This window comes from Amnibacterium soli (genome assembly GCF_039544415.1).
GTDB classification, from domain to species: Bacteria; Actinomycetota; Actinomycetes; order Actinomycetales; family Microbacteriaceae; genus Amnibacterium; species Amnibacterium soli.
In genome coordinates, this window is the sequence record NZ_BAABLP010000006.1 from 294,598 (window position 1) to 312,279 (window position 17,682).

Here is a 17,682-nt window from a genome sequence, read left to right on the forward strand (position 1 = left end):
GCAGCCCGCACGCTCGCCGCTCCGCGGGCCCTCCGGTGGCCGCCCTCGGCCCGCAGATGCCTGCCCGTGTGGGCGCGATCAGACGGGGGTCGGGACGGGGGCGCCCTCGGGGCGCAGGAGCTCGAGCCAGAGGTCGACCTCCTCGCCCTCGTCCTCCAGGCCCAGCGCGGCCGCGGTGGCGTCGATCGTGATCGCGACCACCGTCACCGACTTGTCCGACCCCTTCGGCGCCGTGCGGATGATGATGCGGTCCGAGCGCAGGCGGCTGATCGCCTCGGCGACCCGGTTCAGCACCGGCTCCATGAGCGCCGGCTCGATGTCGTCGAGACCGCCGTCGTCAAGGACCTGCACGAACGCGCCGCGTCGCCGGTGGGCGATCACCTGGTCGCGCAGCGCCTCGTTCAGGAGGCGGCGGCCGCGGATCTCGTCGCGGATCGTCTGCTCGAGCACACGGCACTCGTGCCGGTCCTGCTCGTCGATGTCGCCGTCCACCTCGGCGATGTGCCGCAGCATCGGCAGCGCCACACGGCTGGTCTGCGTCAGGCGCACCTGGCGCTCGAAGTGGTGCGCGTCCTGGGCGGCCTGCCACTCCACCGCCTCCCGCTCGGAGCGGGCGAACTGGTGGATGTCGCGCATCGCGTGGGAGAGGGAGCGGACGCCGAAGTAGGCGGCCGCGACCCAGAGGGCGAAGGAGGCGGCGCCCATGTCGACGGCCCCGTCGAAGCCCGCCCAGACCAGGGTCTGCCCGACGACGAGCGCCGTGCCGAGCCACGCGTGCCCCGGACGGCGGCGGACCATGGTGAGCACGAGCAGGCATCCGGCCGCGCCGATGTACCAGTGGACGTCGCCGGCCGAGTCCGGCGCGGGCCCCGCGCCGGCGCAGAGCAGCGCCATCGCGAAGGAGACCCCCGCGTTCGAGCCCGACACGAGCATCGACATCGTCGGCCCGCGGTCGGTGATCGTCAGCAGGAACGACACGACGAACAGCGCGAGCGCGATCACCGTGCGGTCCGGGTGCGGTGCCGACGGCAGCGCGAGCACGCCGTTGGTGAACATGCAGGCGGCGACGCCGACGGCCAGCAGGACGAGCAGCGGGCGAGGGAGCGGGATCACGCGAGCACCGTCTCGTCGTCGTCCACGGCGGCGGGCGCCGCGGTGGTGGCGGACGCGGGCCAGGAGAGCACGAACGTCGTGCCCTGCCCGAGCTCGGTCCGCAGGTCGACGGCGCCGCTCACGCGGCTCATCCGCTCGATGATCGAGACGCGGAGGCCGAGCCGCTCCGAGGCGACCTTCGACGGGTCGAACCCGCGGCCGCGGTCCTCCACGTGCACGCAGACAGCGCCGTCGGCGGTGCCCTCCACGAGTACCGAGCGCGGCACCTCCGGACCACCGGCGTGCTTCACGCTGTTGGTCATCGCCTGCACGGCGGCGGAGGTGATGGCGTCCGCGACGTTCTCGGGCACGAAGTGGTCGCGCACGTCCTTCGTCGCGAACTCGAACCGGTCGGCGACGCCGCCCGCGTCCTCCCGGATGCGGTGCAGCAGCTCGGCGGTCGGGACCTTCGGGCCGACCTGCGACGCGACCGTCGCGCGCGACAGCACCTTCATGGTGTGCACGGCCATGCGCGCGGCGAGGGCCTGCGACTCCGGCGTCTGCGCGCTGGCGGCCGACAGGAAGGTGGTGAGCACGGAGTCGTGCACGAGGGCGTCGGTCCGGACCCGCTCCGACTCGGTCGCCTCGTCGATCTGGGCGTCGGCGTAGCGGGTCAGCGCGGCGCCCTGCGCCGAGTCGACGTCGCGGGCGGCACGCCGGACGGCGGTGACGACGAGCAGCAGCGCCAGGCCGACCTCGACGATGTAGGAGGCGTCGAGCACGGCGGCCGAGGTGGACGCCCCTCCCCCGGCGGGCTCGGTGCGCAGGGCGCCCACCGAGGCGGCGGTGACGACCACGTAGCCGACGGAGAGCTGCCAGCGGGCGGCGACGACGACGAGCGCGCAGGGCACGCCGGCGAGGGCGAACAGCCACGGCGAGACGTCCGCGGCGTAGCGGCCCGGCACCGCGAGCGGCCAGAAGGCCAGCGCGGCGAGGTAGACCAGGCCGACGCCGCTGAAGACGGGCCGGGTCCACTGGTGCAGCAGCGCCGCGAGCGCCGCGAGGGCGACCGCGCCGTAGACGGCGACCGCGAGCATCAGGGCGACCGCGGGGCGGAACCGGTCCCAGTGCTCGACGAGGGCCGGCAGCGTCGTGGCGGCGAACAGCAGGCCGAAGAGGCTCACCATCCCGGCGAGCAGCATCTCGATGCGACGGGAGCCGATGGGCGCCAGTCCCATGCGCGCCGCCATGTCGCGGCCCCGGCTGTCAGTCGTCATGGACGGGGGTGTCGGGATCGAGGCCGGGCAGGATCCCGTCCTCCACCGCGCGACGCAGCAGGTCGACCTTCGTCGGGGCCGGCCGGCCGACCTCGACGTACTTCACGCGGATCCGGTCCAGGTACTCGCGCACCGTCGACGGGGCAATGCCGAGCTGCTCCGCGACCATCCGCAGCGGCAGACCCGACGCGTACAGGTTCAGCACGTCGCGCTCGCGGCGGCCCAGCTGCGCCTTCGCGAACTCGACGTCCGCGTCGATCGCGGTCGCCCACTCCAGGTTGTTCAGGACCTGGCCGGAGGCGACGGTGCGGATCGCGGCCATCACGACCGCGGTCGCGCTGGACTTCGGGATCACGCCCGCGGCGCCCGCCGCCAGCGCCTCCCGGACGCCCGCTGCGCGATCCGCGATCGAGTGGATGAGCACGCCCGCGCCCGTCGCCTGGCACGCCTTCACGTTGTCGGTGATCAAGACGCCGTCGCCCAGCGACAGGTCGAGCACGATCACGTCGACCTCGCGTCCGCCGAGGCGCCCGATCAGCTCCGCGACGTTCGCGCCCTCGTCGACGAACTGGTAGCCCTCGCGCATGCACGCGGCGAGCAGCCCGAGCCGCACGGACTCGTGGTCGTCGACCACCGCCACGCGAACGACGTCGGTGGCGCTGTCGACAGCCTGCGTCATCGTCATGACGGGCTCCTTTCGGGACGGGGACGGCGCGAGTGTACGAGCGGGTGCGGGCGGGCCAGGAGTGCCCACTCCGGGACGGGCGGACCCCAGTTCCGGGGTGCGGCGCGCATCAGCGCACCCCGGCCGGCACGGGCCGGTCGAGCTCGAGCCAGAGGTCCACCTGGTCCTCGCCGTCGTCGAGGCCGAGCGCCGCGGCGACCGGGTCGATCGACATCGCGACCACGGAGAGGGCCTTCGGCGAGTCGCGGGGCGCGGTCCGGATGATGATGCGGTCGGATCGCAGGGAGCGCAGCGCCTCGGCGACCTGCGCGAGCAGCGGCTCCAGCTCGGCGGGGGCGAGGTCGTCCACGCCGCCGTCGTCGTTCACCTGGACCACCGCGCCGCGTCGGCGGTGGGCGATGACCTGGTCGCGGACGTCGTCGGTGAGCAGCCGGCGCCCGCGGATCTCGTCGCGGATCGTCTGCTCGAGCACGCGGCACTCGGCGCGGTCCGCGTCGGTGAGCCCGTCGGTCGCGGTGGCGATCCGCTGCAGCATCCCGGAGGCGAGGCGGGCGGTGGTCACCAGGCGCACCTCCCGCTCCGCGTGGTACGCGTCCTGGGCCGCCTGCCACTCGAGCGCCTCCCGCTCCGCGCCGGAGAACGCGCGGAGGTGCTGCTCCGTCCGCTCGGCGGCGAAGCCCCCGGCCGCCATGACGGCGATGAGCAGGGTCGCGGCGATCACGCCGAAGCCGTTCAGCGCCTCCAGGCCGCCCCACGCGTACGTGTGCAGCACGAGGCCGCCGAGCAGGATCCCCGAGCCGACCGGGCGCCGGCGCCAGAGCAGCACGACGACGAGGCACGCGATGCCGGTGACGTACCAGGCGCCGCTGCTGTAGCTGTCCGCGTCGGGGTCGAGGCCGGAGGAGCCGAGCACCGGCAGCAGGAGGCCCGAGGCGACGATCACGACCGTGGTCGGCAGGGAGGCCCGCCCGGTGCGGGCGATGCAGAGGGCGAACGCGAGCCCGAAGAAGCCGAGGGCGATCAGGCTGCTGAGCGGCGAGCGGCCGGTGGCGATGCCGATGATCGCGAAGACGGAGGTGTACGCGGCGATCGCGACGGCGATGCCGGCGGTGAACCAGCGCGGGACGGCGATCACGCGGACGCCTCCACGGGCTCGGGGCGGGGCGCGGTGCCGGTCACGACGACCGAACCCCAGCTGAGCGTGACGACGGTGCCGCTGCCGCGGCGGGTGGCGATGTCCGCGCGGCCGTCGACGACGCGCATGAGGTCGATCACGGTCCGGTGGAGCACGGCGCGCGGGTCGTCCGGGTCGCCGAGGTCGACGGGCGCGCCGTCGTCCGCGATCACGACGCGGATGCCGTCGGGGCCGAGCTCGCTCATGGTCAGCGAGCGACGCTCGGCGCCGGAGTGCTGCACGCTGCCGGTCATCGAGTGCAGCATCGCCGTGACGATCATCTGCGCCGCCTGCGCGGGCAGCACGAGGTCCGCCAGGTCCGCGACCTCCACGTCCCAGCCGGGCATGATCGGGTCGAAGCGGTCGACCTCGTCGATGAGCACCTTGCCGAAGGGCACTGCGGGTCCGGCGTCCTCGGAGCGGTTGACGTGCGCGAGCACGCGGAGGGCGTTGCTCGCCATTCGGCGGGCGAGCTCCTCCGACTCGGGGTCGCGGGCGGCGGCCGCAGCGAGGAAGGTGGTGAGCACCGAGTCGTGCACGAGGGCGTCGGTGCGCACCCGCTCCGACTCCGTCGCCTCGTCGAGCAGCGAGCGGCCGTAGCCGTCGAGCGCGGCCTGCTGCGCGCTGTCCGCCCGGGCGACGCCCCGGCGCACGGCGGCGATCAGCACGATCAGCACGACGGACACGGCGACGCCGAAGAGCCCGTTCTCGACCGATTCCGCGAGGCCGAGCCCGCCGCGGGCGATCAGCACGCCGGTCACGCCGGCGCTGATGAGCAGCGCACCGACGGTCGGGACGACCAGGCGCTGGAACGACACCGCGAGGTAGGCCGCCTGCACGGGCATGAGGCCGATGAACCACGGCATCGGCGTGGCGGGCACCGGGCCGGAGATCGAGAACGGCCAGACGGCGACGGCCCCGCAGAACAGGATCGCCGCGCCGAGGAACAGGCTGCGGGCGCGGGAGGGGGCGATGCCCGCCACCGAGCCGAGCAGGACCGAACCGGCGACGAGTGCGACGGCGGCGCCGCCGGCCGTGCCGGACATCGTGGGCCAGCCGGCGGCCAGCGCGTCGAGCGTCTGCAGCGCGTAGAGCAGCCCGAACGCGCCGACGATCAGGCCGAGGTACTTCTGGAAGCGGAGGGCGCCGACGCGGACGACGGGTGCCGGTACCGAGTCACTCGTCACTGCCCGCTCCGTCGAGGTCGAGCCCGGGCAGGATGCCGTCCTCCACGGCGCGGCGGAGCAGGTCGACCTTGGTCGGAGCGGGGCGCCCGACCTCGACGTACTTCACGCGGATCCGGTCCAGGTACTCGCGCACCGTCGACGGGGCAATGCCGAGCTGCTCCGCGACCATCCGCAGCGGCAGACCCGACGCGTACAGGTTCAGCACGTCGCGCTCGCGGCGGCCCAGCTGCGCCTTCGCGAAGTCGGTGTCGGCGTCGATCGCCGTGGCCCACTCGAGGTTGTTGAGCACCTGGCCGCTGGCGACGGTGCGGATCGCGGCCATCACGACGGCGGTCGCGCTCGACTTCGGGATCACGCCGGCCGCGCCCGCGGCGAGCGCCTCCCGGATCCCGGCCGCGCGGTCCGCGATGGAGTGGATGAGCACGCCCGCGCCGGTGGCCTGGCACGCCTTCACGTTGTCCGTGATGGAGACGCCGTCCCCGAGGGACAGGTCGAGCACGATCACGTCGACCTCGCGGCCGCCGAGGCGCCCGATCAGCTCCGCGACGTTCGCGCCCTCGTCGACGAACTGGTAGCCCTCGCGCATGCACGCGGCGAGCAGCCCGAGCCGCACGGACTCGTCGTCGTCCACCACCGCCACGCGCACCACGTCGGTGGCGGTGTCAACAGCCTGCGTCATCGCCACGCCGGGGCTCCTCGTCTGCAGCTCGATCGCTCGACAGTACGAGCGGCGCGACGTGCGCGTCCCGTCCCCGATCGGGGCGATGCGGGCCCCACTTCAGGGCGCGGGCACGCCTCAGCCGGCGGGGACGAGGCGGGCGACCGCCTCCAGGTGGTGCGTGTTCGGGAACAGGTCGAACGCCTCGAGCGTCGCGGGGCGCCAGCCGAGGCCCGCGAAGGTGCCGAGGTCGCGGGCGAGCGCGACCGGGTCGCAGGCGACGTACACGATCTGCGCGGGCCGGGAGGCCGAGATGGCGGTCACGACGTCCGCGCCGGCGCCGGAGCGGGGCGGGTCGAGCAGCACGGTCGCCCCCGGGCGCTCGCGGCGGTCGTCGGCGAGGAACGCGTCGACCCGCGCCCGCACGGCGCGGGCGCGGGGCAGGTCGCGGAGGTTCTCGGCCGCGTGCGCGCTCGCCGCCGCGTCCGACTCCACGGTCGTCACCCGCACGTCGCCGTCCCCGGCGAGCGCCGCGGCGAGCAGTCCCACACCGCCGTACAGGTCGAGGTTGTCCGCGTCGGGGTCGAGCAGCGCCGGGTCGGCCGCCGCGCGCACCGCACGGCTCAGCACCTCCGGCGCCGCGGGGTGCACCTGCCAGAAGCCCAGCGCCTCCAGGCGGAACGCCCGCTCCCCCACGTGCTCCACGACCGGCGGCCGTGCATCGCGAGGGCCCGCGGCGAAGGCGTCGCCGCCGGCGGCCACGAGGTCGAGCTCCCTGCCGCGGGCGCGCTCGGGCAGGAGGCGCTCCAGCGCCTCGACCGCGAGCGGCAGGTCCTCGACCGGCACGACCCGCTTCGACCGCGCGGCGTAGGGACCCACCCGGCCGCTGCGGTCGACGTGGAGCCGGACGCGCGTGCGCGAGCGGGTGCCGTCCTCCCGCCCCGGCACCGCGTGCACGTGCGGGTCGAGCGCGGCGATCGCATCCGGGGACAGCCCGCCGATGCGGCCGAGCGCGTCGCGGAGCACCTCCTCCTTCAGCGACCGCTGCCGCGCAGGCGCGATGTGCCCGAACTCGGCGCCGCCGGCACGGTGCTCGGGCGCCCGGTCGACGGCCGCGGCGGCCCAGACGTGCGGCACGCGGTCGGGCGAGGGCTCGAGCACCCGCACGGCGTCCGCGCGCCAGAACCGGTCGTGGCGGTCGTCCGTGATGCGGGCGAGCACCCGCTCCCCCGGCAGCGTGTCCGCGACGAACACGACGCGACCGTCCAGCTCCGCCACGGCGACCCCGCCGTGCGCGATGCGCAGCACCGCCAGCTCGACCTCGCGCGCATCCGCCATGCCTCCAACCCTCCCATCCCGGGCGCGGTCCGAGGCCCGTACGGTGGCTCGTCGTGCGCCTGGTGCTCGCCTCCACGTCCCCCGCCCGTCTCGCGCTGCTGCGCGCCGCGGGCATCGAGCCCGAGACGGTGCCGCCGGGTGTGGACGAGGAGGCGGCGGTCGCGGCCCTCGAGGCGGAGCGGGGCGCGGCGCTCGCGCCGGACGAGCTCGTGCAGCTGCTCGCGCGCCTCAAGGCGGAGGCGGTCGCCGCGATGCTCGGCACGACGGACGCGCTCGTGCTCGGCGGCGACTCGGCCTTCGCGTTCGGCGGCACGACCTACGGCAAGCCGCTCGAGCCGGCCGTCGCGCTCGTCCGCTGGCACGCTCAGCGGGGCGGCACGGGCGTGCTGCACTCCGGGCACCACCTGATCGACCTGCGCTCGGGCGACGGCTTCGGCGAGACCGCGCGCGCCTCCGTGCGGTTCGCCGCGGACCTCGACGACGCTGAGCTCGCGGCCTACGTGGCCTCGGGCGAACCGCTCGCGGTCGCCGGCGCCTTCACGATCGACGGCCTCGCAGGGCCGTTCATCGAGCACGTCGACGGCGACCCGTCGACCGTGGTCGGCCTCTCCCTCAGCACGCTGCGCCGCCTGGTGCGGCGGACCGGCACGGCGTGGACGGACCTCTGGAACCGGCCCGCAGGCGCCTGAGGTTGTGCCGAGCGCATCCCGGACCGGCCGGAGGTTTGTACAGGTCCACCAAAGCCCGGGGGTCGGCTCCGAATACAGTAAGGAATCATGTCTGCACCGGCGCCGCGTCGAATCACCAAGCTGCTGATCGCGAACCGGGGTGAGATCGCCGTCCGGATCATCCGCGCGGCGCGCGACGCCGGCATCGCCTCCGTCGCCGTCTACGCCGATCAGGACCGCGACGCGCGCCACGTGCGGCTCGCGGACGAGGCCTACGCCCTGACCGGCACGACCTCCGCCGAGACCTACCTCGTCATCGAGAAGCTGCTCTCGGTCGCCCGACGCAGCGGCGCGGACGCGGTGCACCCCGGCTACGGCTTCCTCGCCGAGAACAGCGCCTTCGCCCAGGCCGTCATCGACGCCGGGCTCATCTGGATCGGCCCGTCGCCCGACGCGATCGAGGCGCTCGGCGACAAGGTCACCGCCCGCCACGTCGCCGAGTCGGTCGGCGCCCCGCTCGCTCCCGGCACCCTGAACCCGGTGCAGGACGCCTCCGAGGTCCTGGCCTTCGCGGAGCAGGTCGGCCTGCCGATCGCCATCAAGGCCGCCTTCGGCGGCGGCGGCCGCGGCCTGAAGGTCGCGCGCACGATGGAGGAGATCCCCGAGCAGTTCGAGTCGGCGACCCGGGAGGCCGTCGCGGCCTTCGGCCGCGGCGAGTGCTTCGTCGAGAAGTACCTCGACCAGCCCCGGCACGTCGAGACGCAGTGCCTCGCGGACGCGTTCGGCACGGTCGTCGTGGTCTCCACCCGCGACTGCTCCCTGCAGCGCCGCCACCAGAAGCTGGTCGAGGAGGCGCCCGCGCCGTTCCTCACCGACGAGCAGCGCGAGCTGCTCTACCGCTCGTCGAAGGCGATCCTCCAGAAGGTCGGCTACGTCGGCGCCGGCACCTGCGAGTTCCTGATCGGGGCGGACGGCACCGTCTCCTTCCTCGAGGTGAACACGCGGCTCCAGGTCGAGCACCCGGTGTCGGAGGAGGTCACGGGCCTCGACCTCGTGCGCGAGCAGTTCCGCATCGCCGAGGGCGAGGCGATCGGCTTCGACGACCCCGAGCCGCGCGGCCACTCCTTCGAGTTCCGCATCAACGGCGAGGACCCGGGCCGGAACTTCCTCCCCTCGCCCGGACCGGTGCAGTCGTTCCGCGTGCCCGGCGGCCCCGGCGTGCGCGTCGACTCGGGCGTCACGACCGGCGACGTCGTGTCCGGCGCCTTCGACTCGCTGCTCGCGAAGCTGATCGTGACGGGCGCGAACCGCGAGGACGCCCTCGAGCGCTCGCGCCGCGCGCTCGCCGAGTTCGAGGTCGCGGGCCTGCCCACCGTCATCCCGTTCCACCGCGCGGTCGTGCGCGACCCAGCGTTCACGGCGGAGGACGGCCGGTTCGGCGTCTACACGCGCTGGATCGAGACCGAGTTCCAGAACGACATCGAGCCGTGGAGCGGCTCCCTCGGCGACCAGGACCCGACGGGTCCGGCGCCGGCCGACCGCCGGCGCGTCACCCTCGAGGTGAACGGCAAGCGCATCGAGGTGTCGCTGCCCGCGGCCCTCGCGAAGGGCGACGGCGCCGTCGCGGCGGCCGCTCCTCCGCGTCGTCGCTCGGCGGCCGGGCGCGCGAACGTCACCTCGGGCAACGCGGTGAAGGCGCCGATGCAGGCGACGGTCGTCAAGGTCGCGGTGACCGAGGGCCAGCACGTCGTCGCCGGCGACCTCGTCGCCGTGCTCGAGGCGATGAAGATGGAGCAGCCGCTGACGGCCCACCGCGACGGGGTGGTCGCGAACGTGACCGCGACCGCGGGCGCGACCGTCTCCTCCGGCACCGCCCTGCTCGAGATCGTCGACGCCTAGCGCCCTGTTCATCTTCACGGGGATCCGGCGCAGCCGGATCCCCGTGAAGATGCACACGGCTAGGCGACGATGTGCATCGCCCGCGCGGCGTCGGTGATCGCGCCCGACAGGCTCGGGTAGACGCTGAAGGCGCGCGCGAGCTGATCGACCGTCAGACGGTGCTCGACCGCGAGCGCGATCGGCAGGATCAGCTCGCTCGCGCGCGGCGAGGCGATGACGCCGCCGATGACCGTGCCCGACCCGGTGCGCGCGAACAGCTTCACGAAGCCGTCGTGCATGCTCTGGATCTTCGCGCGGGGGTTGGAGGCGAGCGGCAGCTTGTAGACCTCGCCCTGCGCGATGCCGTCCTCGATCTGCTTCTGCGTCCAGCCGACCGTCGCGATCTCCGGCGCCGTGAAGATGTTGCTCGTCACGTTCCGCACCTCGACCGGCACGACCGCGTCGCCCATCGCGTGGAACACGGCGGTGCGCCCCTGATGCGCGGCGACGGAGGCGAGCGGCAGGAACGTCGCGCAGTCGCCGGCCGCGTAGATCCCGGGCCGGGAGGTGCTCGCGACGCGGTTGACGCGGATCAGGCCGCTCGCCGTCAGCTGCACCCCCGCCTCCTCGAGCCCGATCCCGGCGGTGTTCGGCACGGCGCCGACCGCCATCAGGCAGTGGCTGCCGCGCACCTCGGAGCCGTCGGAGAGGGTCACGACGACCGAGTCGCCGTCGCGCTCGACCTTCTCGGCGCGGCTGCGGGACCGCAGGTGCATGCCGCCGCGGACGAAGACCTCCTCGAGCAGCTCCGCGGCGTCGGCGTCCTCGCCGGGCAGCACGCGGTCGCGGCTGGAGATGAGCGTGACCTCGCTGCCGAGCTGCATGTACGCGGAGGCGAACTCGGCGCCCGTGACGCCGGAGCCGACCACGATGATGTGCTCGGGCACCTCGTCGAGCTCGTAGAGCTGCTTCCAGGTGAGGATCCGCTCGCCGTCGGGCATGGCCGTCGGCAGCTTGCGCGGGCTCGCACCGACCGCGACGACCGTGGTGTCCGCCTCGATCTCGTCGAAGTCGTGCGCCGTCCGGCCGTGCCCGGTCGACACGATGACGCGCCCCGGCCCGTCGAGCCGGCCGGTGCCGTCGACGATGCGCACGCCCGACTGCTCGAGGTTCGCGCGCATGTCCACGGACTGCTGGTTCGCGAGCTCCTTCAGCCGCCGGTTCACGGTGCGCAGGTCGACGGCGATCTCGGGCGCGACCTGGCGGCCGTGCTCGTTCGGCACCGAGAAGCGCACGCCGAGGCGGGCGATCCGCTGGATGGCGCCCGTCGCGTTCGCGGTCGCGATCAGCGTCTTCGACGGCACGACGTCGGTGAGCACCGCGGACCCGCCGACGCCGGTGCGCTCGACGAGCGTCACCTCGGCGCCCTGCTGCACGCCCGCCAGCGCGGCCTCGTACCCGCCGGGGCCGCCGCCGAGCACGACGATGCGGTGGTTGCGGTCGAACTCGTAGCTCACGGAACCATTCTGATCGCTGCGGCCCGGCCGCAGCGGCGCTGCGGCGACCTCCGCCGACCCCAGCAGGGGTCGCCCGGTGCGTCCTCGCGCAGGGCACGTGTCCGGAGCCCCTCCATAGGGTGGGTCCGTGCCTGCGCCGACCCTCGATGACCCGTCCACCCCGCCCACCGCGGTCGCCCAGCTCGCGGCGGCGGAGATCGCCCGCCGCACCGGCGTCGAGCGGCACGAGATCGCGCTGACGCTCGGCAGCGGCTGGGGCCGCGCCGCGGAGCGCCTCGGCGAGGTCGTCGCCCGGATCCCCGCGGAGGAGGTGCCGGGCTTCTCCGCCTCCGGCATCCCGGGCCACTCCGGCACGCTCACCTCCATCCGCCTCGAGGGCGGCCTGCACGCGCTCGTCATCGGCGCGCGCACCCACTTCTACGAGGGCCGCGGCGTGCGCCGCGTCGTGCACAGCGTGCGGACGGCCGCGGAGGCGGGCGCGCAGGTCATGGTGCTGACGAACGGCGCGGGCGGCATCGACCCGTCGTGGGAGCCCGGCACGCCGGTCCTGATCTCCGACCACATCAACCTGACGGCGGCGTCGCCGCTCGAGGGCGCGACCTTCATCGACGTCACCGACCTGTACTCGCAGCGGCTGCGCGCCCTCGCCCGCGAGGTGGACCCCTCGCTCGCGGAGGGGGTCTACGTGCAGTTCCGCGGACCCCAGTTCGAGACGCCCGCCGAGGTGCGCATGGCGCGCACGATGGGCGGCCACATCGTCGGCATGTCGACCGCGCTCGAGGCGGTCGCGGCGCGCGAGGCCGGCGTGGAGGTGTTCGGCATCAGCCTGATCACGAACCTCGCGGCGGGGATCTCGGACAGCCCGCTCAGCCACCTCGAGGTGCTGGAGGCGGGCCGGAACGCGGAGGACCGCCTCGCGGACCTGCTGTCCCGCATCGTCGCCCGGATCGCCGGGGACCTCGCGGCGCGATGACGGACCTCGAGGCCGCCGCGCGCGCCTGGCTGGCCGCGGACCCCGACCCGGCGACGCGCGCGGAGACGCAGGCGCTGCTCGACGCGAACGACGAGGCGGGCCTCGCCGTGCGGTTCGGCGGCCGTCTCGTGTTCGGCACCGCCGGCCTCCGCGGGCCGCTCGGCGCGGGCCCCCTGCGGATGAACCGCGTCGTCGTGCAGCAGACGAGCGCCGGGCTGGCCCGCTTCCTGCTCGCCCGCGGCGGCGCGCCGTCCGCGGTCGTCGGCTACGACGGGCGCCACAACTCGAAGGTGTTCGCGGAGGACGCGGCCGCCGTGCTGGCCGGGGCCGGGCTGGCGGTGACGCTGCTCCCCCGCGCACTGCCGACGCCGGTGCTCGCGTTCGCGGTCCGGGACCTCGGCGTCTCCGCGGGCGTGATGATCACCGCCTCCCACAACCCCGCGCCGGACAACGGCTACAAGCTCTACCTCGGTGGGGCGGACGCCGGCTCGCAGCTCGTCGCGCCCGCGGACCAGGAGGTGCTGGCGGCGATCGAGGCCGTCGTCGCCGAGGGCGCCCTCCCGCCGGGCGGCACCGGTGTGACGATCGCCGGCGAGGACCTGCTCGAGCGGTACGTCCGGGCGACCGCGGCCGTCGCCTCCGGCACCGCGCCGGCGGACGTGACCTGGGTCTACACGGCGATGCACGGCGTCGGGCTCGAGACCGTGCAGCGGGTGCTGCCCGCCGCCGGCCTGCCCGCACCCGCCGTGGTGCCGGAGCAGGCGCACCCCGATCCCGACTTCCCGACGGCGCCGTTCCCGAACCCGGAGGAGCCGGGCACGCTCGACCTCGCGTTCGCGCTCGCGGCCGGGACCGGCGCGGAGCTCGTGCTGGCGAACGATCCGGACGCGGACCGGCTCGCGGTCGCGATCCCGGACGGGGACGGCTGGCGGCGGCTGACCGGCAACGAGACGGGCCTGCTGCTGGCGTGGCGCATCGCGTCCCGCTCGTCGGCGGCGGGCGGCGCCCTGGCCTGCTCCATCGTGTCGACCCCGGGACTCGCGCGCATCGCGGACCGCTTCGGGTTCGCGGCGACCGAGACGCTCACGGGCTTCAAGTGGATCTCGCGCGTCCCCGGCCTGCTCTTCGGGTTCGAGGAGGCGCTCGGCTACCTCGTGGACCCCGACGTCGTGCGCGACAAGGACGGCGTCTCGGCGCTCGTCGCCGTGCTGGCCGCCGCGGTCGAGCTGCGCGCCGAGGGCCGAGACCTCGCCGGCCTGCTGGCCGAGATCGAGGAGGCGATCGGGCGGTTCGACTCCGACCAGGTCTCGATCCGCGTCGACGACCTCGCGGAGCTCGGACGGATGGTCGACCGGTTGCGCGAGGCGCCACCGGCGCGGATCGGCGGGCTCGCGGTGGAGTCGGTGGACGACCTGACGGCGGGCGGCGACCTGCCGCCGACGGAGGGGCTGCGCTATCGCCTCGCGGGCGGGGCGCGCGTGATCGTGCGCCCCTCCGGCACCGAGCCCAAGCTCAAGGTGTACCTCGACGTCGTGTCCACCGCGCCGACGGCGGTCGAGCGGCGCGCTGAGACGAACGCGGCGCTCGACGCCCTCGGTGCCGCGGTCGGCCCCCTCCTCGGCGTCTGACGTCGCACGGATCAGGACCGGTTCGCGCCACGCCGCCCCAGCGCGGGCATGATCCGGCGTGTCGCGGATCCGTCCTGAACGGTGCGGCGGTCAGTCGAGCGCGTCTGCGAGCTTCGCCTCGACCTCCGCCTGATCGAGGATGTTCTCGATCACGATGACCTGGGCGTAGGTGCGGCCGATGTCGCCGAGGCGGTCGGAGGTCGCCAAGATGACCTGGGCGTCCTCGCCGAGGTCGTGCACGTGCTCCGCGTCCGTCGCCCGCACGTTCGCCTCGATGCCGAGGCGCTGCAGCGCCCGCTGCGCCGTCACCCGCAGGATCTCGCTGGTGCCGACGCCGGCACCGCACACGGTGAGGATCTCCACCGCCATCGGTGCCTCCTAGTCGATCGCTTCGAAGCCGCTGGTGATCCGGTCGACGAGCGCCTCCCGGTCCTCCAGCGGCAGGAACGCCGACTCGGCGGCGTTCAGCTGGAACGTGAGCAGGTCGTCGAGGTCGTAGTCGAACGCCTCGGTCAGCAGCGCGAGCTCCCGGCTCAGGGTGGTGCCGCTCATCAGCCGGTTGTCGGTGTTCACCGTCACCCGGAACCCGAGCTGGTACAGCAGGTCGAACGGGTGGTCCTCGAGCTCGTCCCCCCATGCCGCGATCGCGCCGGTCTGCAGGTTGGAGGAGGGGGCGAGCTCCAGCGGGATCTGCCGGTCCCGCACCCAGCGCGCGAGGCGCCCGACGGTGACGTACGAGCGGTCGTCGTCCGCCCGCTCCACCACGAGGTCCTCGGCGATGCGCACGCCGTGCCCGAGGCGCAGCGCCCGGCCGTCGAGCAGCGCCGAGCGGATGGAGTCGAGCCCGGCCGCCTCGCCCGCGTGCACGGTGGTGGGGAACTGGTGCTCGGCGAGGTACTCGAACGCGACGCGGTGCCGCGACGGAGGGAAGCCCGCCTCCGCGCCCGCGATGTCGAAGCCGACGACGCCCTGGTCGCGGTGGCGCACCGCCAGCTCGGCGATCTCGAGCCCGCGGTCGGCGTGCATCGCGGTCACGAGCTGGCCGACGCGGATGCTGCGCCCGCCGCGGCGCACCTGCTCGACGCCCTGGTCCAGCCCCCGCTGCACGGCGTCGACCGCGTCGTCGAGGCTCAGGCCGCGCGCGAGGTGCTGCTCCGGCGCCCAGCGCACCTCGCCGTGGAGCACGCCGTCGTCGGCCAGGTCGAGCACGAACTCGCGGGCGATGCGCTCCAGGTTCGGTGCCGTCTGCATCACGGCCGTCGTGACGTCGAACGTCGTCAGGTACTCCACGAGGGAGCCGGAGTCGGCCCGGTCGCGGAACCAGGCGCCGAGCGCCGCGGGATCGCTCGTCTCGAGGTCCACCCCCGCCGCCGGCGCGAGCTCCGCGATCGTCGCGGGCCGCAGCCCGCCGTCGAGGTGGTCGTGCAACGACACCTTGGGCAGGGTCGTCGCGTCGACGTCGCCCCACAGCAGCTCTGCCACGAGCCCAGGCTAACCAGGCTTCCTCGTCTTCACCGGGTCCTGGCGCAGCCAGTACGCCGTGAAGATGGACCCGACGGGTCAGGCGATGCGGGCGGCGATGAGCGGGCGCTCCGGCACCTGGCTGCCGGACGCGGCGATGCGGTGGGCGCCGGCGAGCGCCTCGACCGCTCGCGGGATGCGGTCCGCGTCGTCGGTCAGCAGCGTCGCGAGCGGCTGCCCGGCGCGCACCGGGTCGCCCGGCTTCGCGTGGAGGCGCACGCCCGCGCCGTGCTGCACGGGATCGCCCTGCCGGGCGCGGCCGGCACCGAGGCGCCACGCCGCGACGCCGACCGCGCGCGCGTCCTGCTCCACGAGCACCCCGTCGCGGTCCGCGAGCACCTGGTGCGACTCGCGGGCGACGGGCAGCGGCGCCTCGGGGTCGCCGCCCTGCGCACGGATCATGCGGCGCCAGCGGTCCATCGCGCGGCCGTCGTCCAGCGCCGCCTCGACGTCGGCGTCCGGCCGCCCGGCGAGCGTCAGCATCTCGCGGGCCAGCGCGACCGTCAGCTCGCGCACGTCCGCGGGGCCGCCGCCGGCGAGCACCTCGACGCTCTCCTCCACCTCGATCGCGTTGCCCGCGGTCAGCCCGAGCGGCACCGACATGTCGGTGAGCAGGGCGACCGTCGCGACGCCCGCGTCGCCGCCGAGCTCCACCATCGTGCGAGCCAGCTCCTCCGCCCGCCCTCGCTGCGGCAGGAAGGCGCCGGACCCGAACTTCACGTCGAGCACGAGGGCGGCGGTGCCCTCCGCGATCTTCTTCGACATGATGCTGGAGGCGATCAGCGGGATCGCCTCCACCGTGCCCGTGGTGTCGCGCAGCGCGTAGAGCCGCTTGTCGGCGGGGGCCAGGTCGGCGCCGGCGGCGCAGATCGCCGCGCCGACGTCGGCCAGCTGCGTCCGCAGCGCGTCGGGCGCGAGATCGGCGCGCCAGCCGGGAATCGACTCGAGCTTGTCGAGCGTGCCGCCGGTGTGGCCGAGCCCGCGGCCGGACAGCTGCGGCACGGCGACGTCGAACGCCGCGACGAGCGGCGCGAGCGGGAGCGTGATCTTGTCGCCGACCCCGCCGGTCGAGTGCTTGTCCACGGTCGGCTTCGGGAGGCCGGTGAAGGTCATCCGCTCGCCCGAGTCGATCATCGCGAGCGTCAGGTCGCGGATCTCCCGACGGTCCATGCCGTTCAGCAGGACGGCCATCGCCCAGGCGGACATCTGCTCGTCCGCCACCGCGCCGCGCGTGAAGGCGTCGACGAGCCATCGGATCCGGGCGGTGTCGAGCTCCCGGCCGTCGCGCTTGGCGGCGATCACGTCCACGGCGTCGAACGGTTCGGTCACCGCCCCACGCTACCGAGGGCGGCGGATCAGCCGGTGTACGGCACCACCGGGCCGACGTCCATGAAGGACGGGCCGCGCACGCAGGCGACGGCGGTGGCGTCGCGGACGAGCACGGCCTTCCTCGAGTGCGGCGCGTAGACGCGGTAGCCGTCGCCGCGCTGCACGGAGCAGCCCTCGAGGGGCCCGCCGTCCGTGCCGATGTTCACGACCTTCAACGGCGCGGCGACGCTCAGGCCGATGCCGAGGCGCACCGTCCTCACCCCGGCCTGGTCGCGGGCCGCCGGCTTCCCCAGCTGCGTCCCGTCGCCGTTCCCCACGACTGAGACGCCGGGCGTGCCGCGCAGCGCGCAGGTCGACCCGCCCGTGTTCGTGAAGACCACCTGGTAGTACTCGCTGCCGGCCCCGCCGCCGTCCGGGGCGCGGTCGATCCGGATGCCGAGCGCGTCGTCGGAGCACTGGCCGGCGGGCGCGCCGCCCCCGGTCTCCACGGGCGCGGCGGTCGGCTCCTCCGTCTCCGGCGCGTCGGGGGTCGCCGAGGCCGTCGCCGACGCCGACGCCGTGGGCGAGGCGGGCGGTGCCGACGTCGTCGGCGCGACGGTGACGCTCGGCGACGCCGTCTCCTCCGTCGCCTGCGACCCGCACCCGGTCAGCGCCAGCAGTGCCGCGGCGACGAGCGCCGCACCTGGAAGGACCCGCATGTGCGGCACCGTATCGCCCGCCGTCCGCGGTCCGGCGGGCGCCGCTCCGCGGACGTCGA

At 74.7% G+C, this 17,682-nt stretch carries 16 protein-coding genes; 4 read left to right on the forward strand and 12 right to left on the reverse strand.

All coding sequences use genetic code 11. The annotated features are described in order from the left end of the window. Positions 1 to 78: 78 nt before the first annotated feature. The 7 genes from ABEA53_RS14525 to ABEA53_RS14555 all read right to left on the reverse strand — a co-directional run bounded on the left by ABEA53_RS14525 (position 79) and on the right by ABEA53_RS14555 (position 7,411). Positions 79 to 1,113, reverse strand: a complete 1,035-nt coding sequence (locus ABEA53_RS14525) for a hypothetical protein (protein WP_345481997.1) — start codon at positions 1,111 to 1,113, stop codon at positions 79 to 81. Continuing rightward, positions 1,110 to 2,369, reverse strand: a complete 1,260-nt coding sequence (locus ABEA53_RS14530; protein WP_345481998.1) for a sensor histidine kinase — start codon at positions 2,367 to 2,369, stop codon at positions 1,110 to 1,112. Before ABEA53_RS14530 ends, ABEA53_RS14525 begins: the two co-directional genes overlap by 4 nt. Beyond that, entirely contained in the window at positions 2,359 to 3,054 is a 696-nt protein-coding gene (locus tag ABEA53_RS14535; protein ID WP_345482000.1) for a response regulator transcription factor, read from the reverse strand. Before ABEA53_RS14535 ends, ABEA53_RS14530 begins: the two co-directional genes overlap by 11 nt. Before the next feature lie 109 nt (positions 3,055 to 3,163). Next, positions 3,164 to 4,189, reverse strand: a complete 1,026-nt coding sequence (locus ABEA53_RS14540; RefSeq protein ID WP_345482001.1) for a hypothetical protein — start codon at positions 4,187 to 4,189, stop codon at positions 3,164 to 3,166. Continuing rightward, complete coding sequence (locus ABEA53_RS14545; protein WP_345482003.1) at positions 4,186 to 5,415, reverse strand: sensor histidine kinase; 1,230 nt, start codon at positions 5,413 to 5,415, stop codon at positions 4,186 to 4,188. The genes ABEA53_RS14540 and ABEA53_RS14545 overlap by 4 nt, the downstream gene beginning before the upstream one ends. Beyond that, entirely contained in the window at positions 5,405 to 6,094 is a 690-nt protein-coding gene (locus tag ABEA53_RS14550; RefSeq protein ID WP_345482098.1) for a response regulator, read from the reverse strand. The genes ABEA53_RS14545 and ABEA53_RS14550 overlap by 11 nt, the downstream gene beginning before the upstream one ends. 117 nt (positions 6,095 to 6,211) lie before the next feature. Beyond that, positions 6,212 to 7,411 (reverse strand): class I SAM-dependent RNA methyltransferase, encoded by a 1,200-nt coding sequence (locus ABEA53_RS14555; RefSeq protein WP_345482004.1) that lies wholly within the window; start codon positions 7,409 to 7,411, stop codon positions 6,212 to 6,214. A gap of 53 nt (positions 7,412 to 7,464) precedes the next feature. On the opposite strand from ABEA53_RS14555, the gene ABEA53_RS14560 reads away from it, so the two are divergent. Continuing rightward, on the forward strand, positions 7,465 to 8,100 hold the full coding sequence (locus ABEA53_RS14560) for a Maf family protein (protein ID WP_345482005.1): 636 nt from the start codon (positions 7,465 to 7,467) through the stop codon (positions 8,098 to 8,100). An 87-nt stretch (positions 8,101 to 8,187) separates the two neighbouring features. Next, positions 8,188 to 9,978, forward strand: a complete 1,791-nt coding sequence (locus ABEA53_RS14565; protein ID WP_345482006.1) for an acetyl/propionyl/methylcrotonyl-CoA carboxylase subunit alpha — start codon at positions 8,188 to 8,190, stop codon at positions 9,976 to 9,978. A gap of 59 nt (positions 9,979 to 10,037) precedes the next feature. Here ABEA53_RS14565 and ABEA53_RS14570 read toward each other — a convergent pair whose 3' ends face one another. Next, positions 10,038 to 11,474, reverse strand: coding sequence for an NAD(P)H-quinone dehydrogenase (locus tag ABEA53_RS14570; protein ID WP_345482007.1), 1,437 nt, complete (start codon positions 11,472 to 11,474; stop codon positions 10,038 to 10,040). A gap of 127 nt (positions 11,475 to 11,601) precedes the next feature. Here ABEA53_RS14570 and ABEA53_RS14575 point away from each other — a divergent pair, with 127 nt between their 5' ends. Further along, complete coding sequence (locus ABEA53_RS14575) at positions 11,602 to 12,447, forward strand: purine-nucleoside phosphorylase (protein ID WP_345482008.1); 846 nt, start codon at positions 11,602 to 11,604, stop codon at positions 12,445 to 12,447. After that, complete coding sequence (locus tag ABEA53_RS14580) at positions 12,444 to 14,075, forward strand: phospho-sugar mutase (protein ID WP_345482009.1); 1,632 nt, start codon at positions 12,444 to 12,446, stop codon at positions 14,073 to 14,075. Before ABEA53_RS14575 ends, ABEA53_RS14580 begins: the two co-directional genes overlap by 4 nt. Before the next feature lie 90 nt (positions 14,076 to 14,165). On the opposite strand, the gene ABEA53_RS14585 is transcribed toward ABEA53_RS14580, so the two are convergent. The 4 genes from ABEA53_RS14585 to ABEA53_RS14600 all read right to left on the reverse strand — a co-directional run bounded on the left by ABEA53_RS14585 (position 14,166) and on the right by ABEA53_RS14600 (position 17,623). Continuing rightward, positions 14,166 to 14,444: a PTS sugar transporter subunit IIB gene (locus tag ABEA53_RS14585; protein ID WP_345482010.1), complete on the reverse strand. Its 279-nt coding sequence runs from the start codon at positions 14,442 to 14,444 to the stop codon at positions 14,166 to 14,168. A gap of 9 nt (positions 14,445 to 14,453) precedes the next feature. Beyond that, a complete protein-coding gene (locus ABEA53_RS14590; RefSeq protein ID WP_345482011.1) occupies positions 14,454 to 15,557 on the reverse strand; it encodes an adenosine deaminase in 1,104 nt (367 codons plus the stop codon). Positions 15,558 to 15,635: 78 nt separating this feature from the next. After that, the gene (locus ABEA53_RS14595) at positions 15,636 to 16,925 is read right to left on the reverse strand and encodes a thymidine phosphorylase (RefSeq protein WP_345482012.1); all 1,290 of its coding nucleotides are present in this window, start codon (positions 16,923 to 16,925) and stop codon (positions 15,636 to 15,638) included. A gap of 26 nt (positions 16,926 to 16,951) precedes the next feature. Beyond that, positions 16,952 to 17,623 carry a DUF4232 domain-containing protein gene (locus tag ABEA53_RS14600; RefSeq protein ID WP_345482013.1) on the reverse strand — a complete coding sequence of 224 codons (672 nt, stop codon included), beginning with the start codon at positions 17,621 to 17,623 and terminating at the stop codon, positions 16,952 to 16,954. Positions 17,624 to 17,682 lie beyond the last annotated feature (59 nt).